This is a genomic window from Methylobacterium endophyticum (assembly GCF_050591105.1).
Lineage (GTDB): Bacteria > Pseudomonadota > Alphaproteobacteria > Rhizobiales > Beijerinckiaceae > Methylobacterium.
Genome location: NZ_JBNHES010000001.1, coordinates 393,566 through 413,562, shown reverse-complemented (window position 1 = coordinate 413,562; position 19,997 = coordinate 393,566). Strand labels below are relative to the sequence as shown.

At 70.3% G+C, this 19,997-nt stretch carries 19 protein-coding genes; 13 read left to right on the top strand and 6 right to left on the bottom strand.

The window, feature by feature from the left end; all coding sequences use genetic code 11:
• Positions 1-13: 13 nt before the first annotated feature.
• Together ACP56T_RS01925 and ACP56T_RS01920 are read right to left on the bottom strand one after the other, a co-directional pair.
• On the bottom strand, positions 14-373 hold the full coding sequence (locus ACP56T_RS01925) for a SpoIIAA family protein (protein WP_430910407.1): 360 nt from the start codon (positions 371-373) through the stop codon (positions 14-16).
• Between the two features lie 50 nt (positions 374-423).
• Positions 424-2,586, bottom strand: a complete 2,163-nt coding sequence (locus tag ACP56T_RS01920; RefSeq protein ID WP_430910406.1) for a primosomal protein N' — start codon at positions 2,584-2,586, stop codon at positions 424-426.
• A gap of 170 nt (positions 2,587-2,756) precedes the next feature.
• Between ACP56T_RS01920 and ACP56T_RS01915 the strand changes: the two genes are divergently transcribed.
• The 4 genes from ACP56T_RS01915 to ACP56T_RS01900 all read left to right on the top strand — a co-directional run bounded on the left by ACP56T_RS01915 (position 2,757) and on the right by ACP56T_RS01900 (position 7,030).
• The gene (locus ACP56T_RS01915) at positions 2,757-4,277 is read left to right on the top strand and encodes a malonate--CoA ligase (protein WP_430910535.1); all 1,521 of its coding nucleotides are present in this window, start codon (positions 2,757-2,759) and stop codon (positions 4,275-4,277) included.
• 72 nt (positions 4,278-4,349) lie between these two features.
• Positions 4,350-5,522, top strand: a complete 1,173-nt coding sequence (locus tag ACP56T_RS01910; protein ID WP_430910405.1) for a YihY/virulence factor BrkB family protein — start codon at positions 4,350-4,352, stop codon at positions 5,520-5,522.
• 67 nt (positions 5,523-5,589) lie between these two features.
• The gene (gene msrB / locus ACP56T_RS01905) at positions 5,590-6,003 is read left to right on the top strand and encodes a peptide-methionine (R)-S-oxide reductase MsrB (protein ID WP_430910404.1); all 414 of its coding nucleotides are present in this window, start codon (positions 5,590-5,592) and stop codon (positions 6,001-6,003) included.
• 127 nt (positions 6,004-6,130) lie between these two features.
• Complete coding sequence (locus tag ACP56T_RS01900; protein WP_430910403.1) at positions 6,131-7,030, top strand: hypothetical protein; 900 nt, start codon at positions 6,131-6,133, stop codon at positions 7,028-7,030.
• Positions 7,031-7,048: 18 nt separating this feature from the next.
• On the opposite strand, the gene ACP56T_RS01895 is transcribed toward ACP56T_RS01900, so the two are convergent.
• Positions 7,049-7,489: a L,D-transpeptidase gene (locus ACP56T_RS01895; RefSeq protein WP_430910402.1), complete on the bottom strand. Its 441-nt coding sequence runs from the start codon at positions 7,487-7,489 to the stop codon at positions 7,049-7,051.
• A 335-nt stretch (positions 7,490-7,824) separates the two neighbouring features.
• Here ACP56T_RS01895 and ACP56T_RS01890 point away from each other — a divergent pair, with 335 nt between their 5' ends.
• The 8 genes from ACP56T_RS01890 to ACP56T_RS01855 all read left to right on the top strand — a co-directional run bounded on the left by ACP56T_RS01890 (position 7,825) and on the right by ACP56T_RS01855 (position 17,246).
• Positions 7,825-9,138: a dicarboxylate/amino acid:cation symporter gene (locus tag ACP56T_RS01890; protein ID WP_430910534.1), complete on the top strand. Its 1,314-nt coding sequence runs from the start codon at positions 7,825-7,827 to the stop codon at positions 9,136-9,138.
• Between the two features lie 7 nt (positions 9,139-9,145).
• Positions 9,146-10,066 carry an ROK family protein gene (locus tag ACP56T_RS01885; RefSeq protein ID WP_430910401.1) on the top strand — a complete coding sequence of 307 codons (921 nt, stop codon included), beginning with the start codon at positions 9,146-9,148 and terminating at the stop codon, positions 10,064-10,066.
• A gap of 68 nt (positions 10,067-10,134) precedes the next feature.
• Positions 10,135-11,151 carry an ArsR/SmtB family transcription factor gene (locus tag ACP56T_RS01880; RefSeq protein ID WP_430910400.1) on the top strand — a complete coding sequence of 339 codons (1,017 nt, stop codon included), beginning with the start codon at positions 10,135-10,137 and terminating at the stop codon, positions 11,149-11,151.
• A gap of 60 nt (positions 11,152-11,211) precedes the next feature.
• Positions 11,212-12,132, top strand: a complete 921-nt coding sequence (gene metF / locus ACP56T_RS01875) for a methylenetetrahydrofolate reductase [NAD(P)H] (RefSeq protein ID WP_430910399.1) — start codon at positions 11,212-11,214, stop codon at positions 12,130-12,132.
• Positions 12,133-12,180: 48 nt separating this feature from the next.
• Complete coding sequence (locus ACP56T_RS01870) at positions 12,181-12,381, top strand: hypothetical protein (RefSeq protein ID WP_430910398.1); 201 nt, start codon at positions 12,181-12,183, stop codon at positions 12,379-12,381.
• 189 nt (positions 12,382-12,570) lie between these two features.
• On the top strand, positions 12,571-16,323 hold the full coding sequence (metH, locus tag ACP56T_RS01865) for a methionine synthase (protein ID WP_430910397.1): 3,753 nt from the start codon (positions 12,571-12,573) through the stop codon (positions 16,321-16,323).
• A 108-nt stretch (positions 16,324-16,431) separates the two neighbouring features.
• Entirely contained in the window at positions 16,432-16,884 is a 453-nt protein-coding gene (locus ACP56T_RS01860; protein ID WP_430910533.1) for a hypothetical protein, read from the top strand.
• A 92-nt stretch (positions 16,885-16,976) separates the two neighbouring features.
• Positions 16,977-17,246, top strand: a complete 270-nt coding sequence (locus tag ACP56T_RS01855) for a YARHG domain-containing protein (protein WP_430910396.1) — start codon at positions 16,977-16,979, stop codon at positions 17,244-17,246.
• A gap of 7 nt (positions 17,247-17,253) precedes the next feature.
• On the opposite strand, the gene ACP56T_RS01850 is transcribed toward ACP56T_RS01855, so the two are convergent.
• Complete coding sequence (locus ACP56T_RS01850) at positions 17,254-17,499, bottom strand: hypothetical protein (protein WP_430910395.1); 246 nt, start codon at positions 17,497-17,499, stop codon at positions 17,254-17,256.
• A 173-nt stretch (positions 17,500-17,672) separates the two neighbouring features.
• On the opposite strand from ACP56T_RS01850, the gene fae reads away from it, so the two are divergent.
• The gene (fae, locus tag ACP56T_RS01845) at positions 17,673-18,212 is read left to right on the top strand and encodes a formaldehyde-activating enzyme (protein WP_430910394.1); all 540 of its coding nucleotides are present in this window, start codon (positions 17,673-17,675) and stop codon (positions 18,210-18,212) included.
• A 21-nt stretch (positions 18,213-18,233) separates the two neighbouring features.
• Here the strand turns inward: fae and ACP56T_RS01840 are convergent, their stop codons facing one another.
• Complete coding sequence (locus tag ACP56T_RS01840) at positions 18,234-18,689, bottom strand: hypothetical protein (protein WP_430910393.1); 456 nt, start codon at positions 18,687-18,689, stop codon at positions 18,234-18,236.
• Between the two features lie 65 nt (positions 18,690-18,754).
• Complete coding sequence (locus tag ACP56T_RS01835; RefSeq protein WP_430910392.1) at positions 18,755-19,930, bottom strand: MFS transporter; 1,176 nt, start codon at positions 19,928-19,930, stop codon at positions 18,755-18,757.
• Positions 19,931-19,997 lie beyond the last annotated feature (67 nt).

Genomic DNA, 19,997 nt, shown 5'->3' with positions numbered 1-19,997 from the left:
CAGCTACGGGTTCTCAGACGGCGGCGGAGAGCCAGGTCCGCGCCTCGTCGATCTTCGAGCGTTCGAAGACCTTGATCTTGGCGGGCGAGACGAAGCTGAAGGTCTCGGCCACGACCTTGAGCCAATGCGCGTCCGTGACGAGCGCCACATGGCTGATGCCCTTGGCCATGGCGATGCCGAAGCGCGGGTCCTTGAAGAAGGCCGCCGGCTCCATGCCCTCGAAGGCCCGGATGTCCTCGAGCAGCTTCAGCCGGCCGTTCTCGAGATCGGCCTTCATGGCGGTCATGACCGTGTTCATCTCCTCGTCGGAGATTTTCCCGTCCACGACGATCTCGGCGAAGTCGGCACCCGGTTTCTTCTCGTAGCTCAGCACGGATACGCTCCTCTTCGGTGTGCCTGAAGGCATAGCACCTGCGGGCCGTCCTACAAGAAGCTCTGCGGGTCGACATCGACCTGAACCCTGACATTCCCCCGTGGTTTGGGGCCGCGTGCGAGCCAGTCGCGCAGGTAGGACTGGATGTCGACGGCGCGCTCGGTCTTCACCAGCAGGCGGAAGCGGTGGCGCCCGCGCACCAGCGCCAGCGGCGCCTCCGCCGGGCCGAGCACGGTGATTCCCGCCGGCGGCTCGGCCGCGCGCGCTAGCGCCTGCCCGTGGCGCTCGGCCGCCTCCTTGTCGGTGCCGGAGACGATCAGCGCCGCGAGCCTGCCGAAGGGCGGCAGCCCGGCATCCTCGCGGGCGCCGATCTCCTCCTGGTAGAAACGTTCCGCCTCGCCGGAGAGCAGCGCTGCGATGACCGGATGGCCGGGCTGATAGGTCTGCACGAGGGCGCGCCCCGGCCGGTCGCCGCGCCCGGCCCGGCCCGTCACCTGCTGGAGGAGCTGGAAGGTGCGCTCGGCCGCGCGCGGATCGCCCGAGGTCAGGCCGATATCGGCATCGATCACGCCGACCAGCGTCAGGTGCGGGAAGTTGTGTCCCTTGGCGACGAGCTGCGTGCCGACGACGATGTCGCATTCGCCGGCCGCCACCGCGTCGAGTTCGGCGCGCAGGGTCTCGGCACCGCCGGGAAAGTCGCTCGACAGCACGATGACGCGCTTGTCGGGAAACAGCGCGGCCGCCTCCTCGGCGATCCGCTCGACGCCGGGCCCGCAGGCGGTGTGGCTGTCGAAGGTGCCGCATTCCACGCACGCCTCCGGTCGCCGCTCCGTATGCCCGCACTGGTGGCAGACGAGTGCCCGGCGGAAGCGGTGCTCCACCAGCCAGGTCGAGCATTGCGGGCACTGGTAGCGATGCCCGCAGGAACGGCAGAGGGTCAGCGGTGCGTAGCCGCGCCGGTTGAGGAAGAGCAGCGTCTGCTCGCCCCGTTCCAGCGTGTGGATCACCGCGTTCACCAGGGGCGGCGCCAGGAAGCGCCCGCGCTCCGGCTTGTCGAGGCGCATGTCGATGGCGGCGATATCCGGCAGCTGCCGTCCGCCGAAGCGCTCGGGCAGGACGATGCGGCGGTAGCGCCCGCGCTCGACATTCACGCGGCTCTCGATGGAGGGCGTGGCCGAGGCCAGCACCACCGGGCAGGGCTCGATATGCCCGCGCACCACCGCCATGTCGCGGGCGTGGTAGTGGACGCCGTCCTCCTGCTTGTAGGCGGTCTCGTGCTCCTCATCGACGACGATGAGGCCGAGCTTCGCGAAGGGCAGGAACAGCGCCGAGCGCGCGCCCACCACCACCGCGACCTCGCCGGCGGCGACGCCGGCGCGGATGCGCTCGCGCCGCTTTCCGCCGATGCCCGAATGCCAGGTCGCGGGCCGTACCCCGAAGCGGGCGGCGAAACGGTCGAGGAACTGCGCGGTCAGCGCGATCTCCGGCATCAGGATCAGCGCCTGACGCCCCTCGCGCAGGCACGCGGCGACGGCCTCGAAATAGACCTCCGTCTTGCCCGACCCGGTGACGCCTTCGAGGAGCGTCACGGGCGATTCCGCCGCGCCGGCGACGAGCGTGGCGGCGGCCTCCGCTTGAGCGGCCGAGAGCGACACCTCGCGGGCGAAATCGGGATCGGGGGGCAGGGCCACGGGCTCTGGCGCCAGCGCCACCGCCTCCAGGGCGCCGTCGTCGATGAGGCCGTCGACCACGCTGAGCGACACGCCCGCCGCCTTGGCGAGCGCGCTCTTGCCGTGAAGCGCCTCGCCGGCCGCGGCCTCGAGCACCTTCGCACGGGCGGGGGTGAGGCGGGCGGGCGGCCTGCCCGAGGCACGCACCCCGACCCGGATCGTCTCGCGCGCCGCCGCCTCGTCGGGAAGCCGCAGCGCCATGGCGAGCGCCGAGCCCTTCGGCGCCAGGGTGTAGCGGGCGAGCCAGTCGACCAGCCTGCGCAGGGCCGGGGCCAGGGGCGGCACGTCGAGGCGGCCGCTGACGGGGCGCAGGTTCGATCCGCCCGGTCGCTCCTCCAGGGACCAGACCACGCCGACGATCTCGCGGGGCCCGAGCGGCACCCGCACCACGTCCCCCTCGGCGAGCGACAGCCCATGCGGCACCGCGTAGCTGTAGGCCGTGTCGAGGGCGAGGGGGATCAGGATCTCGGCGGTGACGGGCATGGCATCCGGGCGTCGGCGTCGGTTCCATATATGTTCGCTGACACGGCGGCGCGAGCGCCGGACGGCCCGGCGGATAGGGAAACGGGGCCGGCTTGAATCGCGCGGGCGCCTGCACCAGAACGCACGCTCACGACGATTGCCGTGTGATCGCGATCGGAAAGCGCGAGCGGATGACCAACCACCTGTTCTCCCTGGTCCGCCGGACCCTGCCCGCCGACCCGGCCTCGCGCGTCTTCATCGAGACGCCGGAGGGGCGGCGCTACAGCTATGCCGACCTGCTCGAGCGCTCGGCGGCCTATGCGGCAGCGCTGAAGGCGCTCGGCGTGCGCACGGGCGACCGCGTCGCCGCGCAGGTCGACAAGAGCGCCGAGGTGATCTTCCTCTATCTCGGTGCGGTGCGGGCCGGCGCGGTCTTCCTGCCGCTCAACACGGCCTATACCGGGCCGGAGATCGCCTATTTCCTCTCGGACGCGGAGGCCGCCGTCTTCGTCTGCGATCCCGTCCGCGCGGCGGCGCTGAAGCCGGTGGCCGAGACGGCCGGGGTCCGCGCCCTGCTGACCCTCGACGCCTCGGGCCGGGGCACGATGGCGGACGCCGCCGACAGGGCGCCCCCCGGCTTCGCCGATGTCGCGCGCGGGCCCGACGACCTCGCCGCGATCCTCTACACCTCCGGCACCACCGGGCGTTCCAAGGGCGCCATGCTCAGCCACGACAACCTCGCCTCGAACGCGCTGACCCTGGTCGATTACTGGCGCTTCACCGCCGACGACGTGCTCATCCATGCGCTGCCGGTGTTCCACACCCACGGCCTGTTCGTGGCGACGAACATCGTGCTCGCCACCGGCGGCACCATGCTGTTCCTGCCGAAGCTCGACGCGAAGCTGATCCTCTCGCTGATGCCCCGCGCCACCGCGATGATGGGCGTGCCGACCTTCTACACGCGCCTCCTCAAGGAGCCCGGCCTGACCAGGGAGGCGACCGCGCATATGCGCCTGTTCGTCTCCGGCTCGGCGCCGCTGCTCGCCGAGACGCATCGCGAATGGAGCGCCCGCACCGGCCACGCCATCCTCGAGCGCTACGGCATGACCGAGACCAACATGAACACCTCGAACCCCTACGAGGGCGAGCGCATCGCCGGCACGGTGGGCTTCCCGCTGCCGGACGTGGCGCTCCGGGTGGTCGATCCCGAGACCGGCGCCGTCCTCGGCGCCGACGAGGTCGGCATGATCGAGGTGAAGGGCCCGAACGTGTTCAAGGGCTACTGGCGCATGCCGGAGAAGACGGCGGCCGAGTTCAAGGCGGACGGCTTCTTCGTCACCGGCGACCTCGGCAAGGTCGACGCGCGCGGCTACGTCCATATCGTCGGGCGCGGCAAGGATCTCATCATCAGCGGCGGCTTCAACGTCTACCCGAAGGAGATCGAGACGGAGATCGACGCGCTGCCCGGCGTGGTCGAATCCGCCGTGATCGGGCTGCCGCACGCCGATTTCGGCGAGGGCGTCACGGCCGTCGTGGTGGCGGGCAAGGACGCGCCGGACGAGGCCGCCATCCTCGGCCGGCTGGAGGGCCGGCTCGCCCGGTACAAGCTGCCGAAGCGCATCCTGTTCGCCGACGACCTGCCCCGCAACGCCATGGGGAAGGTGCAGAAGAACGTCTTGCGGGAGCGTTTCGCGCATCTCTACGATGCCTGACCGGCGCTGAGGGAACGGCCTGCCCGTAAGCGGCGTTCTGCTAGCCGCGTCCCCTCCCCGAACCGGATCCCGATGGCCCCGCCCGCCCCGCCCAGGCCCGTTCCGTCCTCGCGCGGGGAGGGCGGCTCCGTCCTCTGGACGCTGATGCTCGGGGCGGCCCTCTTCGCCGTCACGCTGGCGCCGCGCCGGAGCCGGAGCGGCGAGACTCCTGCCGCACCGCCCGAGCCGAAGGAGTCGCGCCAGCGGTCGGACGAGGGCGCGCATTCGCATGAGGGGCGCTCGGCGGCCCTGGTGGCGGCGACCCAGGCCGATCGCGGCCGCCATGCGCGCGGGCCCACCGATATCCCCGCCGCCGGCTGGAAGGACATCGGCTTTCGCGTCTACCGGGAGTTCGTGAAGGACCGGGTGCTGTCGGTGGCCGCCGGCGTCACCTTCTACACCCTGCTCTCGCTGTTCCCGGCGCTCGCGGCGCTGGTCTCCTGCTACGGGCTCTTCGCCGATGTCGGCGTCATCAACGAGCATCTGGCGAGCCTTCACGGCGTGCTGCCGTCCGGCGCCATCGAGATCATCGGAGATCAAGTGAAGCGCATCGCCGCCAAGGGCGGCGGCTCCTTGAGCCTCACCTTCTTCACCAGCCTCCTGATCTCGCTGTGGAGCGCCAACGCCGCCATGAAAGCGATGTTCGACGCGCTGAACGTCGTCTACGAGGAGGAGGAGAAGCGCTCGTTCGTCATGCTGAACCTGCGTTCGCTGACCTTCACCGTGGGGGCGCTCGTCTTCGTCATCCTGGCGCTGACCTGCATCGTGGTGCTGCCGGTGGTGTTCGCCTTCGTCGGGATCGGCGGAAGCGCCTGGCTCGTCGCCCTGCTGCGCTGGCCGGCGCTGCTCCTCGCGATGCTCGGCGCCCTCTCCGTGCTCTACCGCTACGGCCCGAGCCGGGAGCGGGCGCGCTGGCGCTGGGTCGGGTTCGGAAGCGTGATCGCCGGGGTGCTGTGGCTCGTCGGCTCGCTGCTGTTCTCCTGGTACGTCGCGAGCTTCGGCAACTACAACGAGACCTACGGCTCCCTCGGCGCGGTCATCGGCTTCATGACCTGGATCTGGATCTCGGCGACCATCGTGCTGCTCGGCGGCGAGATCAACGCCGAGATGGAGCACCAGACCGGGCGCGACACCACCACGGGGCGGGAGCTGCCGCTCGGGAAACGCGAAGCGCGGATGGCGGACACGGTGGGGGCGGCGGCGTAACCCCCGAGGGCTCGCCGCGAATGGCCGTCATCCCCATATCCGCCCTGTGAAAAGTCCGGAGGAGACCATGGCCGACACCGACACCCGCCCCCCCGAGGCCCGCAGCGAGGCGGAGTGGCGCGAGAGCCTGAGCCCGGAGCAGTACCGCGTCCTGCGCGAGCACGGCACCGAGCGGGCGGGCACGAGCTGCCTGCTCGCCGAGAAGCGGGCCGGCACCTTCACCTGCGCCGGCTGCGGCACGCCGCTCTTCGTCTCGGGCACCAAGTTCGAGTCCGGCACCGGCTGGCCCAGCTTCTTCGACCCAATCGACGGCGCCGTCGAGACGCAGAGCGACCGCAGCCACTGGATGGTGCGCACGGAGGTCCACTGCGCCCGCTGCAAGGGGCATCTCGGGCATGTCTTCGACGACGGCCCGGCCCCCACGGGGCTGCGCTACTGCATGAACGGCGCGGCCCTGAATTTCACCCCGACGGACGAGTAATCGGCGGACGGAGGGACCGTCTTCGGCGCCTCCGTCTTGATTTCGGCGCCTTTTGCCGTAGTCGATTGGCGCATCTGAGGTTTGCCGGGCGGCCGTGTCGGGCCGAGGGCGCGGAGGGTTGAGTAACATGAGCGTCGTACGGCGATTCCTGGTGGCCCCGTCCCTCGTCCGCCTCATCCGCAAGGAGCGCGGCAACGCCCGCATCACGGAGGGCTATTTCGCCCCCCAGGCCGGGCGGACCTCGTTCGTGCGCGTCGACGGGCAGAGCTGCCACCTCGTCCTCGTGACGACCGGCGCGGACGGCACCTCCAGCGAGGAGCGCACCGACGTGCCGCGCGCCCATGGCGACGCGCTGCTGGACGTCTGCTCGGGCAAGGCGGTCTACGAGCGCACCGCTCTCTCGACCGGCGGCCGCGAGGTGCTGATCGACCGCTACGTCACGCCGGCCGCCCTCGATCTGGTCAGCGTCGCCTTCGAGGCGGACGGCGAGGCCTCCGGCTTCGCGCCGCCGCTCTGGTTCGGCCGCGAGGTCACGTCGGAGGGCGCCTACGACCGCCACGCCATCGCCCTTCAGGGCGCGCCGGCCGCCGGGGAGATCGGGCTCACCAACGCCGCCCTCGACGCCGTGCTCGACCTGATCGAGCCGCGCTTCGGCCTCGGCCGCTACGGCGGCGCCCCCCGGCCGGCCGCCGACGACGGCGTGGTCAACGCCCTGCGGCGGATGTCGGCCCCGACCCCGCCGCCGACCCCGCCCGCCCCCGCTCCCGTGGAGCCCCCCGAGCCGGAGGTTCTGCCAGAGGTGAAGGCCGCCGAGCCGGCTCCTCTGCCGAAGGCCCCCGAGCCCGCCCCCGCCGCGCCCACCGACGCCCGCATGGACGACGTGTTCGAGAGCCTGTCCCAGGCCCTCGGCGCCGCGATCCAGCCGCCCCCGCCGGCCCCCGCCGCCGAGGCGCCCCAGGACGATCCGGGCGCCGCCTTCGAGCGCTGGACCGTGCGCCCGCGCCGCAGCAACATCCAGCCGACCTGAGCGGCCGGCCGCTTCCCGTCAATTCCGGATCACCACCCGCGCGCCGCCATAGGAGCGCGTGAGGTGGAAGAGTTCGGCAGCGTGGCCGGGGCTGAGCCTGATGCAGCCATGGCTGGCGCGCCGCCCGAGCGCGCCGGTGGCGTAGGTGCCGTGGATGGCATAGCCGCCGCGAAAGAACATCGCGTGCGGCATCGGCGAGCCGTGATACTTGCGCGAGCGCCACATGGGCGCCATCAGCCCGACGCGGTAGCTGCCGTTCGGGGTGACGAAGCCGCGCCGGGCGGTCGAGACGGGCCAGTCATAGGCCAGCGCGCCGCCGACATAGACGCGCATGCGCTGGCTCGACTGGTCGATCCGCGCGAGCACGTCGGCGGCGGCCGGGGCGCTCGCGAGGGCGACGCCGAGGCAGGCCGCGGCGGCGCGGCGGGCGATGCGGAAGGGGAGAGGGGCGAAGGGCACGGCGGCGCTCCGATGGCAGGCGGACGGGCCGCCGCCGCAGGCACGCTCGCCATCGGTCGCCGATACCCGCCGAATGCCAGGAGTGAGGCCGGCCGCGCCCACGCGAAAGGTCGCGCATCCGGTAATCGACAGCTTTTGTAACATGCGCATGAAGGCGGATTACTGACGGCGCGTTGAGCCGGCCGCATAACTTCGCTAGCGTCGCTCCCAATAAATCCGGGAGGGCGTGCGGCGACGCGCGCAGGGGTGACGAGAATGGCGCAGGCAACGCCCACGCGGCGGATGCGCACGGCCCCGCGCCGGCGGCCCACGAGCCCTGGTACAAGGTTCTCTACATCCAGGTGCTGATCGCCATCGCGCTCGGCGTCGCGCTGGGCTACTTCAACCCCGAAGCCGGCAAGTCGATGAAATGGCTGGGCGATGCCTTCATCGCCCTCATCAAGATGATGATCGCGCCGATCATCTTCTGCACCATCGTGCACGGCATCGCCTCCATCGGCGACCTCAAGAAGGTCGGCCGCGTCGGGCTCAAGGCGCTCGTCTATTTCGAGGTGGTCTCCACCCTGGCGCTGCTCATCGGCATCATCGTCGGCGAGGTGGTGAAGCCGGGCGCGGGCTTCAACGCCGACGTCTCCAAGCTCGACCCGAAGGCGGTGGAGAAATACGCCAAGCTCGCGGCCGAGGATTCGGTCACGGGGCACATCATGGCCCTGATCCCGAAGAGCTTCTTCGACGCCTTCGCCACCGGCGACCTGCTTCAGGTGCTGCTGATCTCGATCCTCACCGGCGTCGTCGTCACCGGCATGGGCAAGCGCGCCGAGGGCATCGCCCACGCCATCGACACCATGGGACAGGTGTTCTTCCGCATCATCGGCCTCGTGGTGCGGCTGGCGCCCCTCGGCGCCTTCGGCGCGATGGCCTTCACCATCGGCCAGTACGGCATCGGCAAGGTGGTCGACCTCGCCTGGCTGGTGGGCACGTTCTACGTCACGGCGTTCCTGTTCATCGTCATCGTGCTGGGCACGATCGCGCGCATCGCCGGGTTCTCGATCTTCCGCTTCCTCGCCTACATCAAGGACGAGCTGCTGATCGTGCTCGGCACGTCCTCCTCCGAGACCGTGCTGCCCCACATGATGACCAAGATGCGCCGGCTCGGCGCCTCGGATTCCGTGGTCGGCCTCGTCATCCCCACCGGCTACTCGTTCAATCTCGACGGCACCAACATCTACATGACGCTGGCGACGCTGTTCCTGGCGCAGGCCGTGGGGGCGGATCTGTCCATCGGCCAGTACGCGACGATCATCATCGTGGCCATGCTGACCTCGAAGGGCGCCTCCGGCGTCACCGGCGCCGGCTTCATCACCCTCGCCGCGACGCTCGCCGCCATCCCCAACAACCCGGTGCCGGTCGCCGCGATGACGCTCGTGCTCGGCATCGACAAGTTCATGTCCGAGTGCCGCGCCCTGACGAACCTCGTCGGCAACGGCGTCGCCTGCGTGGTGGTGAGCAGCTGGGAGGGCGAGCTCGACAAGGAGAAGCTGCGCGAGGTGATGTCGCATCCCGTCTCCATCGGCACCCATATCTCGGACGAGACCCCCGAGCCCATGGCGGCCGATCCGGCCGCTCCCAAGGTGGCCCCCGCCGAGTAGCGCCAGGATGCGTCACCGGCTCGGGATCGATCTCGGCGGCACCAAGATCGCCGGGATCGTGCTCGGTCCGAAGGGTGAGACGCTGGCGGAGGGTAGGGTCCCGACGCCGCGCGAGGACTATGCCGGCACCCTGCGGGCGGTGGCGGACCTCGCGCTCGCCCTCGAAAGACGGGCCGGCTCCCCTTGCAGCGTCGGCGTCGGCATGCCCGGCACCGTCTCCCCAGCGACGGGCCTCGTGCGCAACGCCAATTCGACCTGGCTGATCGGACGCCCCTTCGTCGCCGATCTCGAAGCTCTGCTCGATCGCCCGGTGCGGGCCGAAAACGACGCCAACTGCCTCGCCGTCTCGGAGGCCGTCGACGGGGCGGGGGCCGGCGCCCGCGTGGTCTGGGCGGTGATCCTCGGCACCGGCGTCGGGTCCGGCATCGCCGTCGACGGGCGGGCGCTCTCGGGCCGGGGCGGGCTCGCCGGAGAATGGGGGCACAACCCGCTGCCGTCCCCCCGCGACGAGGAACGCCCCGGACCGGCCTGCTATTGCGGCCGCGCCGGCTGCATCGAAACCTGGCTGTCCGGTCCCGGACTCGCGGCCGATCATCGGCGGCGCACGGGGCTCGCAGGCACGGGCGAGACCGTCGTCGCGGCGTTGCGGGCCGGCGATCCGGAGGCCCGCGCGACGATCAACGCCTATCTCGACCGGCTCGGCCGCGCCGTCGCCCATGTGGTGAACATCCTCGACCCGGACGCCATCGTCGTGGGCGGCGGCCTGTCGCGGGTGCCGGAACTGATTGGCGGCCTCGCCGCCGCGACCGCCCCTTACGTGTTCGGCGACCTGTTCGACACGCCGGTCCGTCCGAGCCTGCACGGCGACGCCTCCGGCATGCGGGGTGCCGCATGGCTGTGGAACGCGGATCCGCCACCGGAGGGCTGACCGCGCAGGAGCCCTACGTCGCGCAAAAGCCCTTGCCAGGCGCTCGAAACGAACATAAAGATATCTTTATGTCTATCGAGAGCGTCAGGCCCCCGACCGATATTCCCTTCCCGGAAGCGCTCGCCATGCTGCGGGCGGCGGCCGAGGAATCGCGCCTGCGCATCCTCGCCCTGCTCGCCGAGGGCGAGCTTTCCGTCTCCGACCTCACCGACATCCTGGGCCAGTCCCAGCCGCGCATCTCCCGGCATCTGAAGCTTCTGGTGGAGGCGGGGCTGGTGGAGCGCCACCGCGAGGGCGCCTGGGCCTTCTTCCGCCTGCGCGAGGGCGGCTTCGGCCTCGTCGAGCCGCTGATCGCCGGGTTGGAGCGGGGCCGTCCGCCGCTGTCGGAGGACCGGGCCCGGCTCGAGGCGGTGCGTGCGCAGCGGGCCGAGGCCGCGCAGAGCTTCTTCGCCCGGCTCGCGCCGAAATGGGACCGGCTGCGCTCGCTGCACGCGCCGGAGGCCACGGTGGAGGCGGCGGTGGTCGACCTCCTCGGGGCGCGTCCCATCCAGAACCTCGTCGATCTCGGCACCGGCACCGGGCGGATGCTCACCCTGCTGGCCCCTCACGCCGCGCGGGCGACGGGCCTCGATTCGAGCCACGCCATGCTCTCCGTGGCGCGGGCGAACCTGGAGCGGGCCGGCCTGTCGCGGGTCGATCTGCGCCAAGGGGACATCCACGCGCCGCCCTTCGGGCGCGGCAGCTTCGACCTCGTGGTGGTGCATCAGGTGCTGCACTATCTGGACGATCCCGCCCGCGCGCTGCGCGAGGCTTGCCGTCTCGTGGCGCCGGGGGGCCGGCTGCTCGTGGTCGATTTCGCGCCGCACGAGATCGAGGCCCTGCGCGAGACGCAGGCCCATCGCCGCCTCGGATTCGCCGCCGAGCAGATCGCCAACTGGCTCGAGGAGGCCGGCCTCGGCCCCGTCGCGCATCGCGACATCGCCCCCGCCGACGGCACCGAGCACCCGCTCACCGTCACGCTCTGGCTCGCCGAGGACCGGCGCGTCCGCTCCGACGCCCAGCCGCCCGAACGGGCGGTCGCCTGACGCGCCCCTTCTTCGTCACACGAAATCGTCTGAACCGAACGACATAGAGGACGACCCCCGATGGCCAGCTCCCGACACCGCGCCAGCCGCGACGGCTACCGCCCGATCCGCGTTTCCATCGAGTTCTTTCCGCCCAAGAGCGAAGAGATGGAGCGCATCCTGTGGTCCTCCATCGAGCGTCTCGCGCCGCTCCAGCCGAAATTCGTCTCCGTGACCTACGGGGCCGGCGGCTCCACCCGCGAGCGCACGCACAACACCGTCGCCCGCATGGTGAAGGAGACGAGCCTGAAGCCGGCCGCGCATCTCACCTGCGTGAACGCCACGCGCGAGGAGATCGACGCCGTGGTCCAGTCCTACTGGGATGCGGGCGTGCGCCACATCGTGGCGCTGCGCGGCGACCCGGCCGAGGGCGTCGGGCACGCCTACCGCCCGCATCCCGGCGGCTACGCCCAGACCTCCGATCTCGTAGCGGGCATCAAGAGGATCGGCGACTTCCAGGTCTCCGTCTCGGCCTATCCCGAGAAGCACCCGGAGGCGGCCTCGCTCGATGCCGATATCGACGCGCTGAAGGCCAAGGTCGATGCCGGCGCCGACCAGGCGATCACGCAGTTCTTCTTCGAGAACGAGACCTATCTGCGCTACCTGGAGAAGGTGCGCGCCGCCGGCATCGACATCCCGATCATCCCCGGCATCCTGCCGGTGCAGAACTTCAAGCAGGCCGCGAACTTCGCCCGCCGGACCGGCGCCTCGGTGCCCTACTGGCTCGCCGCCCGCTTCGAGGGCCTGGAGGAGGACGTGGAGACCCGCCGCCTCATCGCCGCCGCCGTCGCGGCCGAGCAGGTGCTCGATCTCGTCGACCAGGGCATCGAGGATTTCCACTTCTACTCGATGAACCGCTCCGATCTCGTCTACGCCATCTGCCACCTGCTCGGGCTGCGCTCGCAGGCGCCGAAGGCGGCGGCGGCGAAGGCCGCGGCCTAGATAGTTCAGAAGGTAGATCGGGAGCGGGCCATGGCCGAACCGCAAGACATGATCCTGCCGCTGCTTCGGGAAATTCGGACCGAGATCGAAGATCTCGGGAGAAGCACCGAGCGGCAGTTCGAGAGCGTCGTCGACCGCCTGGAGCGTGTCGAAGGCCGCCTCGGCAACATCCGCGAGGCGATCAACGGCGAGTCCGTTCTCGGTCGCTACGCGGCTGCCGAGGTCGAGGAGCGCCTGGAATCCATCTAGAAGCGCCTCGCAACCCTCGAGTCGCGTTCCTGATACGGCGCAACGTGTCTCTCCTCCCCCTTGCGGGGAGGAGTTGGAGGTGGGGGTGGTGCCGGACGAGCCGTCTGCGGTGCCTCCTGAACCACCCCCACCCCTGACCCCTCCCCGCAAGGGGGAGGGGAATCGCCGCGACGACTAATGAGAGACCTCATGGCCCATTTCCCCCCCGTCGACGGCACCGAGATCGAAGCCGCCCTGCGCCAGCGCGCGTCGGAGAAGATCCTCGTCCTCGACGGGGCGATGGGCACCGTGATCCAGCGGCTGAAATTCACGGAGGAGGACTTCCGGGGTGAGCGCTTCAAGGATCACGGCCACGACCAGAAGGGCAACAACGACCTCCTGATCCTGACCCAGCCCGATGCGATCCGGCAGATCCATCTCGACTACTTCCTCGCGGGCGCCGATGTCTGCGAGACCAACACCTTCTCCGGCACCACCATCGCCCAAGCCGATTACGGCATGGAATCGATCATCCACGAGCTGAACGCGGAAGGCGCGCGGCTCGCCCGCGAGGCCGCGAAGCTCGCGGAAGAGAAGGACGGCCGCCGCCGCTTCGTGGCCGGCGCCATCGGGCCGACCAACCGCACGCTGTCGATCTCCCCGGACGTGAACAATCCGGGCTTTCGCGCCGTCACCTTCGATCAGGTCAAGCAGGCTTACATCGAGCAGGTGCGCGGCCTCATCGACGGCGGCGCCGAGCTGATCCTGATCGAGACGGTCTTCGACACGCTGAACGCCAAGGCGGCGGTGGCGGCGGCCTGGGCCGTCTTCGAGGAGACCGGCATCCGCCTTCCCGTCCAGATCTCCGGCACGATCACGGATCTGTCCGGCCGCACGCTGTCGGGCCAGACGCCGGAGGCGTTCTGGAACTCCCTGCGGCACGCGAGTCCGCTGACCTTCGGCCTCAACTGCGCGCTCGGCGCCAAAGAGATGCGCGGGCACATTGCCGAGCTGTCGCGCATCTGCGACACGCTGGTCTGCGCCTATCCGAATGCCGGCCTGCCCAACGAGTTCGGCCTCTACGACGAGAGCCCGGAGGCCATGGGCAAGCTCGTCGGCGAGTTTGCGGCAAGCGGGATCGTCAACATGGTGGGCGGCTGCTGCGGCACCACGCCGGACCATATCCGCGCCATCGCCGAGGCCGTCGCCGATAAGACCCCACGAAAAATCCCCGAGGTGCCGCGCCTGATGCGGCTGTCGGGCCTGGAGCCGTTCACGCTGGCGAAGGAGATCCCCTTCGTGAATGTCGGCGAGCGCACCAACGTCACCGGCTCGGCCAAGTTCAGGAAGCTCATCACCAACGGCGATTACGCCGCCGCCCTCGACGTCGCCCGCGATCAGGTGGCGGCCGGCGCCCAGGTCATCGACGTGAACATGGACGAGGGCCTGCTCGATTCGCAGAAGGCCATGGTCGAGTTCCTCAACCTCGTCGCCGCCGAGCCCGATATCGCCCGCGTGCCGGTGATGATCGATTCCTCGAAGTTCGAGGTGATCGAGGCCGGGCTGAAATGCGTCCAGGGCAAGCCGATCGTGAACTCGATCTCCATGAAGGAGGGCGTCGAGAAGTTCGTAGAGGCGGCGAAGGTCTGCCGCTCCTACGGCGCGGCGGTCGTGGTGATGGCCTTCGACGAGCAGGGGCAGGCCGACACGCTGGAGCGCAAGGTCGAGATCTGCACCCGCGCCTACAAGATCCTCACCGAGGAGATCGGCTTCCCGCCGGAAGACATCATCTTCGATCCGAACGTCTTTGCGGTGGCCACCGGCATCGAGGAGCATAACGGCTACGGCGTCGCCTTCATCGAGGCCACGCGGATCATCCGCGAGACGCTGCCCCACGCCCATATCTCGGGGGGCATCTCGAACCTCAGCTTCGCCTTCCGCGGCAACGAGCCGGTGCGCGAGGCAATGCACGCGGTGTTCCTCTACCACGCCATCCAGGTCGGCATGGATATGGGCATCGTCAACGCGGGCCAGCTCGCGGTCTATGACGAGCTGCCGCCGGAGCTGCGCGAACTCTGCGAGGACGTCGTGCTCAACCGCCGCGAGGATTCCACCGAGCGCCTGCTCGACGCGGCCGCGCGCTTCAAGAGCGGCGGCGAGGCCAAGGCCAAGACCACCGACCTGAAATGGCGCGAGGCGCCGGTCGAGAAGCGCATCGAGCACGCGCTGGTCAACGGCATCACCGAGTATATCGTCGCCGACACCGAGGAGGCCCGGCAGGGCGTCGAGCGCCCGCTCCACGTCATCGAGGGCCCGCTGATGGCCGGCATGAACGTGGTCGGCGACCTGTTCGGGTCGGGCAAGATGTTCCTGCCGCAGGTGGTGAAGTCCGCCCGCGTGATGAAGCAGGCGGTGGCCTATCTCGAACCCTTCATGGAGGAGGAGAAGCGCGCCAATGGCGGCACCGGCCAGCGCCAGGCCGCCGGCAAGGTGCTGATGGCGACTGTCAAGGGCGACGTCCACGACATCGGCAAGAACATCGTCGGCGTCGTGCTGGCCTGCAACAACTACGAGATCATCGATCTCGGCGTGATGGTGCCGGCCGCCAAGATCCTCGACGTGGCGAGGAAGGAGAATGTCGACATCGTCGGCCTCTCCGGCCTGATCACGCCCTCGCTCGACGAGATGGTCCATGTCGCGGCCGAGATGGAGCGCGAGGGCTTCTCCGTGCCGCTGCTGATCGGCGGCGCCACCACCAGCCGCGTCCATACGGCGGTGAAGATCCACCCGGCCTATCACCAGGGGCAGGCCGTCTACGTCACCGATGCCAGCCGCGCCGTCGGCGTGGTCTCGAGCCTGCTCTCCAAGGAGACGAGGGACGGCACCATCGAGACCGTGCGCGCCGAGTACCGCAAGGTCGCCGACGCCCATGCCCGCTCGGAGCTCGACAAGCAGCGCCTGCCGCTGGCCAAGGCCCGCGCCAATGCCTTCAAGATCGACTGGAACGGATACGCGCCGAAGAAGCCGAGCTTCACCGGCACCCGCGTCTTCGGTGCTTACGAGGTCGCCGACCTCGTGCCCTATATCGACTGGACGCCCTTCCTCCAGACCTACGAGTTCAAGGGCCGCTATCCGGCGATCTTCGAGGACCCGGACCAGGGGCCGGCGGCGAAGGCCCTGTTCGACGACGCGCAGGCGATGCTCAAGCAGATCGTCGAGGAGCGCTGGTTCAACCCGAAGGCGATCATCGGCTTCTGGCCCGCCAACAGCGTCGGCGACGACATCGCGCTCTTCACCGGCGAGAGCCGCTCGGACAGGCTCGCCACCTTCCACGGCCTGCGCCAGCAGCTCTCGAAGCGCGACGGGCGACCGAACACCTGCCTCTCCGACTTCGTGGCGCCGCAGGAGACGGGAATCGCCGACTATATCGGCGGCTTCGTCGTCACGGCGGGCATCGAGGAGGTGCGCATCGCCGAGCGCTTCGAGCGCCAGAACGACGACTACAGGTCGATCCTGGTGAAGGCGCTCGCCGACCGCATCGCGGAAGCCTTCGCCGAGCGCATGCACGAGCGCGTGCGCAAGGAGTTCTGGGGCTACGCCGCGCAGGAGAGCTTCACCGCCGACGACCTCGTCCACGAGAAATACGACGGCATCCGCCCGGCGCCGGGCTATCCGGCCCAGCCCGACCACACCGAGAAGGTCACGCTGTTCGACCTGCTCAAGGCGGAGCCGCGCATCGGCGTGAAGCTCACCGAGTCCTACGCCATGTGGCCGGGCTCCTCGGTGTCCGGCCTCTACCTTGCCCACCCCCAAGCGCATTACTTCGGCGTCGCCAAGGTGGAGCGCGATCAGGTCGAGGACTACGCCCTGCGCAAGGGCATGGACATCCGAGAGGTCGAGCGCTGGCTCGGCCCGATCCTGAACTACGACCCGGCCCGCTACCTCGCCGTGGCGGCGGAGTAGAGCGCACGAATCCCGGAGTGTGTGGCCGGTCCAGGCTTGACCATGGCGCCGGCCACGCTTCAATGCGCCTCGGTCATGAGGTGTATGATAACCTTGAGCGTGACGACGTTGAAACGGCCCGCTCTCTCCTTTGCGCTCGTCTGCGGGATCGGCGCTGTCGCGGCCGGCTGCACCGGCTTCTCCTACATCTCGAAGACCTATGTGAGCCTGAGCCCGCAGGTGGTCACGATCGGCTGCAACGACCCCTACGAGGTCTACGACCAGCGCCAGCAGCGCCGCATGCTGGTCGTCTCCAACGCCGTCCGCGAGTTCACCGGCTGCGGCGTCGGCGAGCGCTACGAGGGGCGCGATCCGGCCGCCAGCCGCACCGAGCGCTTCCGCCTCGCCGCCCGCACCTATCTCGACGAGACCGTGCGCGAGGACTGCAAGCTCGCCGGCGAGACCATCTTCACCGACTTGCAGACCGAGTTCCGCTACACCTGTGACGCTCCCGTCGAGCAGCGCGGCGCCAAGGTGCCGAGGCTCCCCGGCCGCGTCCGGCAGGGCGCCGGCCCGCGATAAGGCGGAGCGCGTGGAGGCGACGCGATCCGGCGAAGACAGGTAAGGTGTCCGGCAGGGCGGGCCCGCCGACACCGCGAAGAGGAGACCTTCCGATGCTGCTGCGTCCGCTGCTCGCCTGCCTCGTCCTGACGGCGGCTACCGCGCCGGCATCGGCGCAGTTCCCCTGCGACGAGCTCTGGGGCGAGCGCAACGCCGTCTACAAGGCGGCCGGCTACTGCTTCAAGACGCCCCGCGGAATCCGGGCCTTCGGCAATGCCGGCTGCCAGTACGACGAGCTGGCCGACGTGCCGCTCTCCGCGCGCGACCGGGCCAAGGTCGCCGACATCCAGCGCCAGGAGCGGGCGAACAACTGCCCCCGCTGAACGCCGCTCAGTCGCCCCGGCCGCCTGGACGCGGAAAGGTCCGCTCGGCGGCATCGCCCGCCGCGGCGAGGACGGAGCGCGCGAAGGCCCGCGCCTCGGCCCGGCTGAGTGCGAGGATCGCGGTGACGGGTTCGCCCGCGACGTTTGGCAGGCCGAGCCTGATCTGAACGCCGTCGCCGGCCGCCGTCGCGGTCAGGCTCCAGCCCTGATCGCCCCCTCCGGCGCCACCCGCCTGCCTGCCCGACTGTCCCATGGCCGCGCCCCGGTCCGTGCCGCGCGAGATGCGGGCAATCGCGCCTCAATGACCGATCGCGCCGCCGAGGGCCAGGGCGATGGCGATTGACGGACGCGCCCCGGAGTGATGTCTGCGCAGCCGCCGGGGCCGTCAGAGCCCCGCTGTTTCGCGCTCAGCAGGGAAGACGTGTCATGTCCGAGATCTGGTTCCGTACCGGCGAGGCCACCGTGTTGGCGGCCGAGGGGCAGTACACGGACGCCATGCCCGAGGTGCTGATCGGCTCGACGCGCGGGCCCGTGGGGCAGGCCTTCGCCGGAATGATGGGGCAGGTCCAGGGCCATACCCGCATGTTCGTGGTGCGCGACCTCAACCAGCTCGTGCGCCCGTCCACGATGATGACCACCAAGGTCACGATCCACACGGCCGAGTATGCCGAGCTTCTCGGCGGCGTGGTCCAGGCGGCCACGGGCGATGCCATCATCGACAGCGTGATCGAGGGCGTGCTGCCCAAGGACGGCCTCGACGAGCTCTGCATGATCATCATGATCTGGCTCGACGAGCGCTGCGGCAGCGACCCGAACGTCGACCGCAAGGACCTCTACCGGACGAACTACGAGGCGACGAAGCTCGCCATCGCCCGCGCCATGAAGGGCGAGCCGACGATCGACGAGCTCATCGCCAACCGCAAGACGGTGAAGCACTACGCGCTCGAGGACGTCATCGACTACTGACGCCGCCGGTGGCGCATCCCGTCAGCCCGGCGGGATGCGGCCGATGGAGCAGAGCGTGCGGATCGAGCCGGCGCTGTCGGTGTAGCAGCTCGCCGACCAGCCGTTCTGCTGGATGAAGGACTTGCGGCCCTCGCGCAGCGCCGTCTCGTAGGCCTTGGCGATGATGCCCTGCACGGAGCCCGCCGATTCGCCGACCACCAACTCGGCGGCCACCGAGAGGTCGCGGAAATAGGCGGCCGAGGGGCGCGCCTCGCTCGAGCTGCCCTGCACGATGGGCTGGGCCCGGCAGGTGACGTCGAAGCGGTTCGAGCCGGGGATCCTGAGATCGATGCTCGGCCCGGAGCGCTTGCCGACCTTGCCGCCGGTCGCCGCCGCGATCTGCTGGGCCAGCCCGTCGCATTCATCGGCGCGCGCGGCCCCCGGCGACAGGGCCGCGACGGCGGACAGGGCGAGGAAGGCGAGGGCGAGGCGCGGCATGGCGGCACTCTTACGGCGCGCCGCCGCGTTGTCGAGGGCCCGTTCGCGCTCCCGCGCCGGCAATCTCAGGTGCAGTCGGAGCGGGCCGGCAGCAGCGGCCGTTCCGCGCTCGGCGCGGCCGACAGGGCGAGGGCCAGCCCCGCCGCCGCGACACCCGCGCCGAGGAGCGGAAGCTGCTGGTATCCGGCGCCCGCGTCGAGGGCGAGGCCGCCGATCCAGGCGCCCGTCGCGTTGCCCAGGTTGAACGCGCCCTGGTTCAGGGTCGAGGCGAGGTTCGGGGCGTCGGTGGAGGCTTCGACCACCCAGATCTGGAGCGGCGAGACCAGGGCGAAGGCGAGCCCGGCCCAGACGACGATGAGCCCCAGGGTCGCGGGCTCGTTATGGGCGGCGAAGCGCAGCGCCACGAGCACCGCGATCAGCCCCAGGAAAGCGCCCACGATGGTGGCGAAGAGGTTCCTGTCGGCGAGCCGGCCGCCGATCAGGTTGCCCGCGGTCAGCCCGATTCCGGCGGCGAAGAGCGCGCCCGTGACGCCGCGCGGGGTCATGCCCGTCACCTGCTGGAGGAAAGGGGCGATGTAGGTGAAGAGGCTGAACAGGCTCACCGAGGAGAGCGTCGAGACCAGCATCGGCCGCAGCACCGCCCAGCGCCCGAGCGCCCGGAACTCCCGCGCGATGCCCCCCGTCGAGCCCGGAATGCCGGAGGGCACGCAGATCGCGATGGCCGCGCCGGCGGCGAGCCCGATCGCGACCACCGCGAAGAAGGTCGAGCGCCAGCCGGCCACCTGGCCGAGCGCCGTCCCGGCCGGCACCCCAAGCACGTTGGCGATGGTGAGCCCGGCGAACATCAGGGCCACCGCCTGGATACGCTTCTCGCGGGGCACGAGGTCGCGGGCGACGATGGCGCCGATGCCGAAGAAGGCGCCGTGGGCGAAGGCCGTCACCACGCGCGCGACCATCAGCAGGGCGTAGCTCGGAGCGAGCGCGCAGCCGAGATTGCCCACGAGGAAGATCGCCATCAGCGCCAGCAGCGCGGTCTTGCGGGGCAGCCGCGCGGTGGCGATGGCCACGAGCGGCGCGCCGACCACCACGCCCATGGCATAGCCCGAGACCAGATAGCCGGCCTGCGGAATGCTGACGCCGAAGCTGCGGGCCACCTCGGGAAGGAGGCCCATGATGACGAATTCGGTGGTGCCGATGCCGAAGGAGGCGACGGCGAGCGCGAGGATGGGAAGCGAAGGCACGGTGCTCGTCTCCGTCCGTGTCGATGTTGCACCGCGATATAGCCTCGCGGCCGTCACCGCCCAGGGC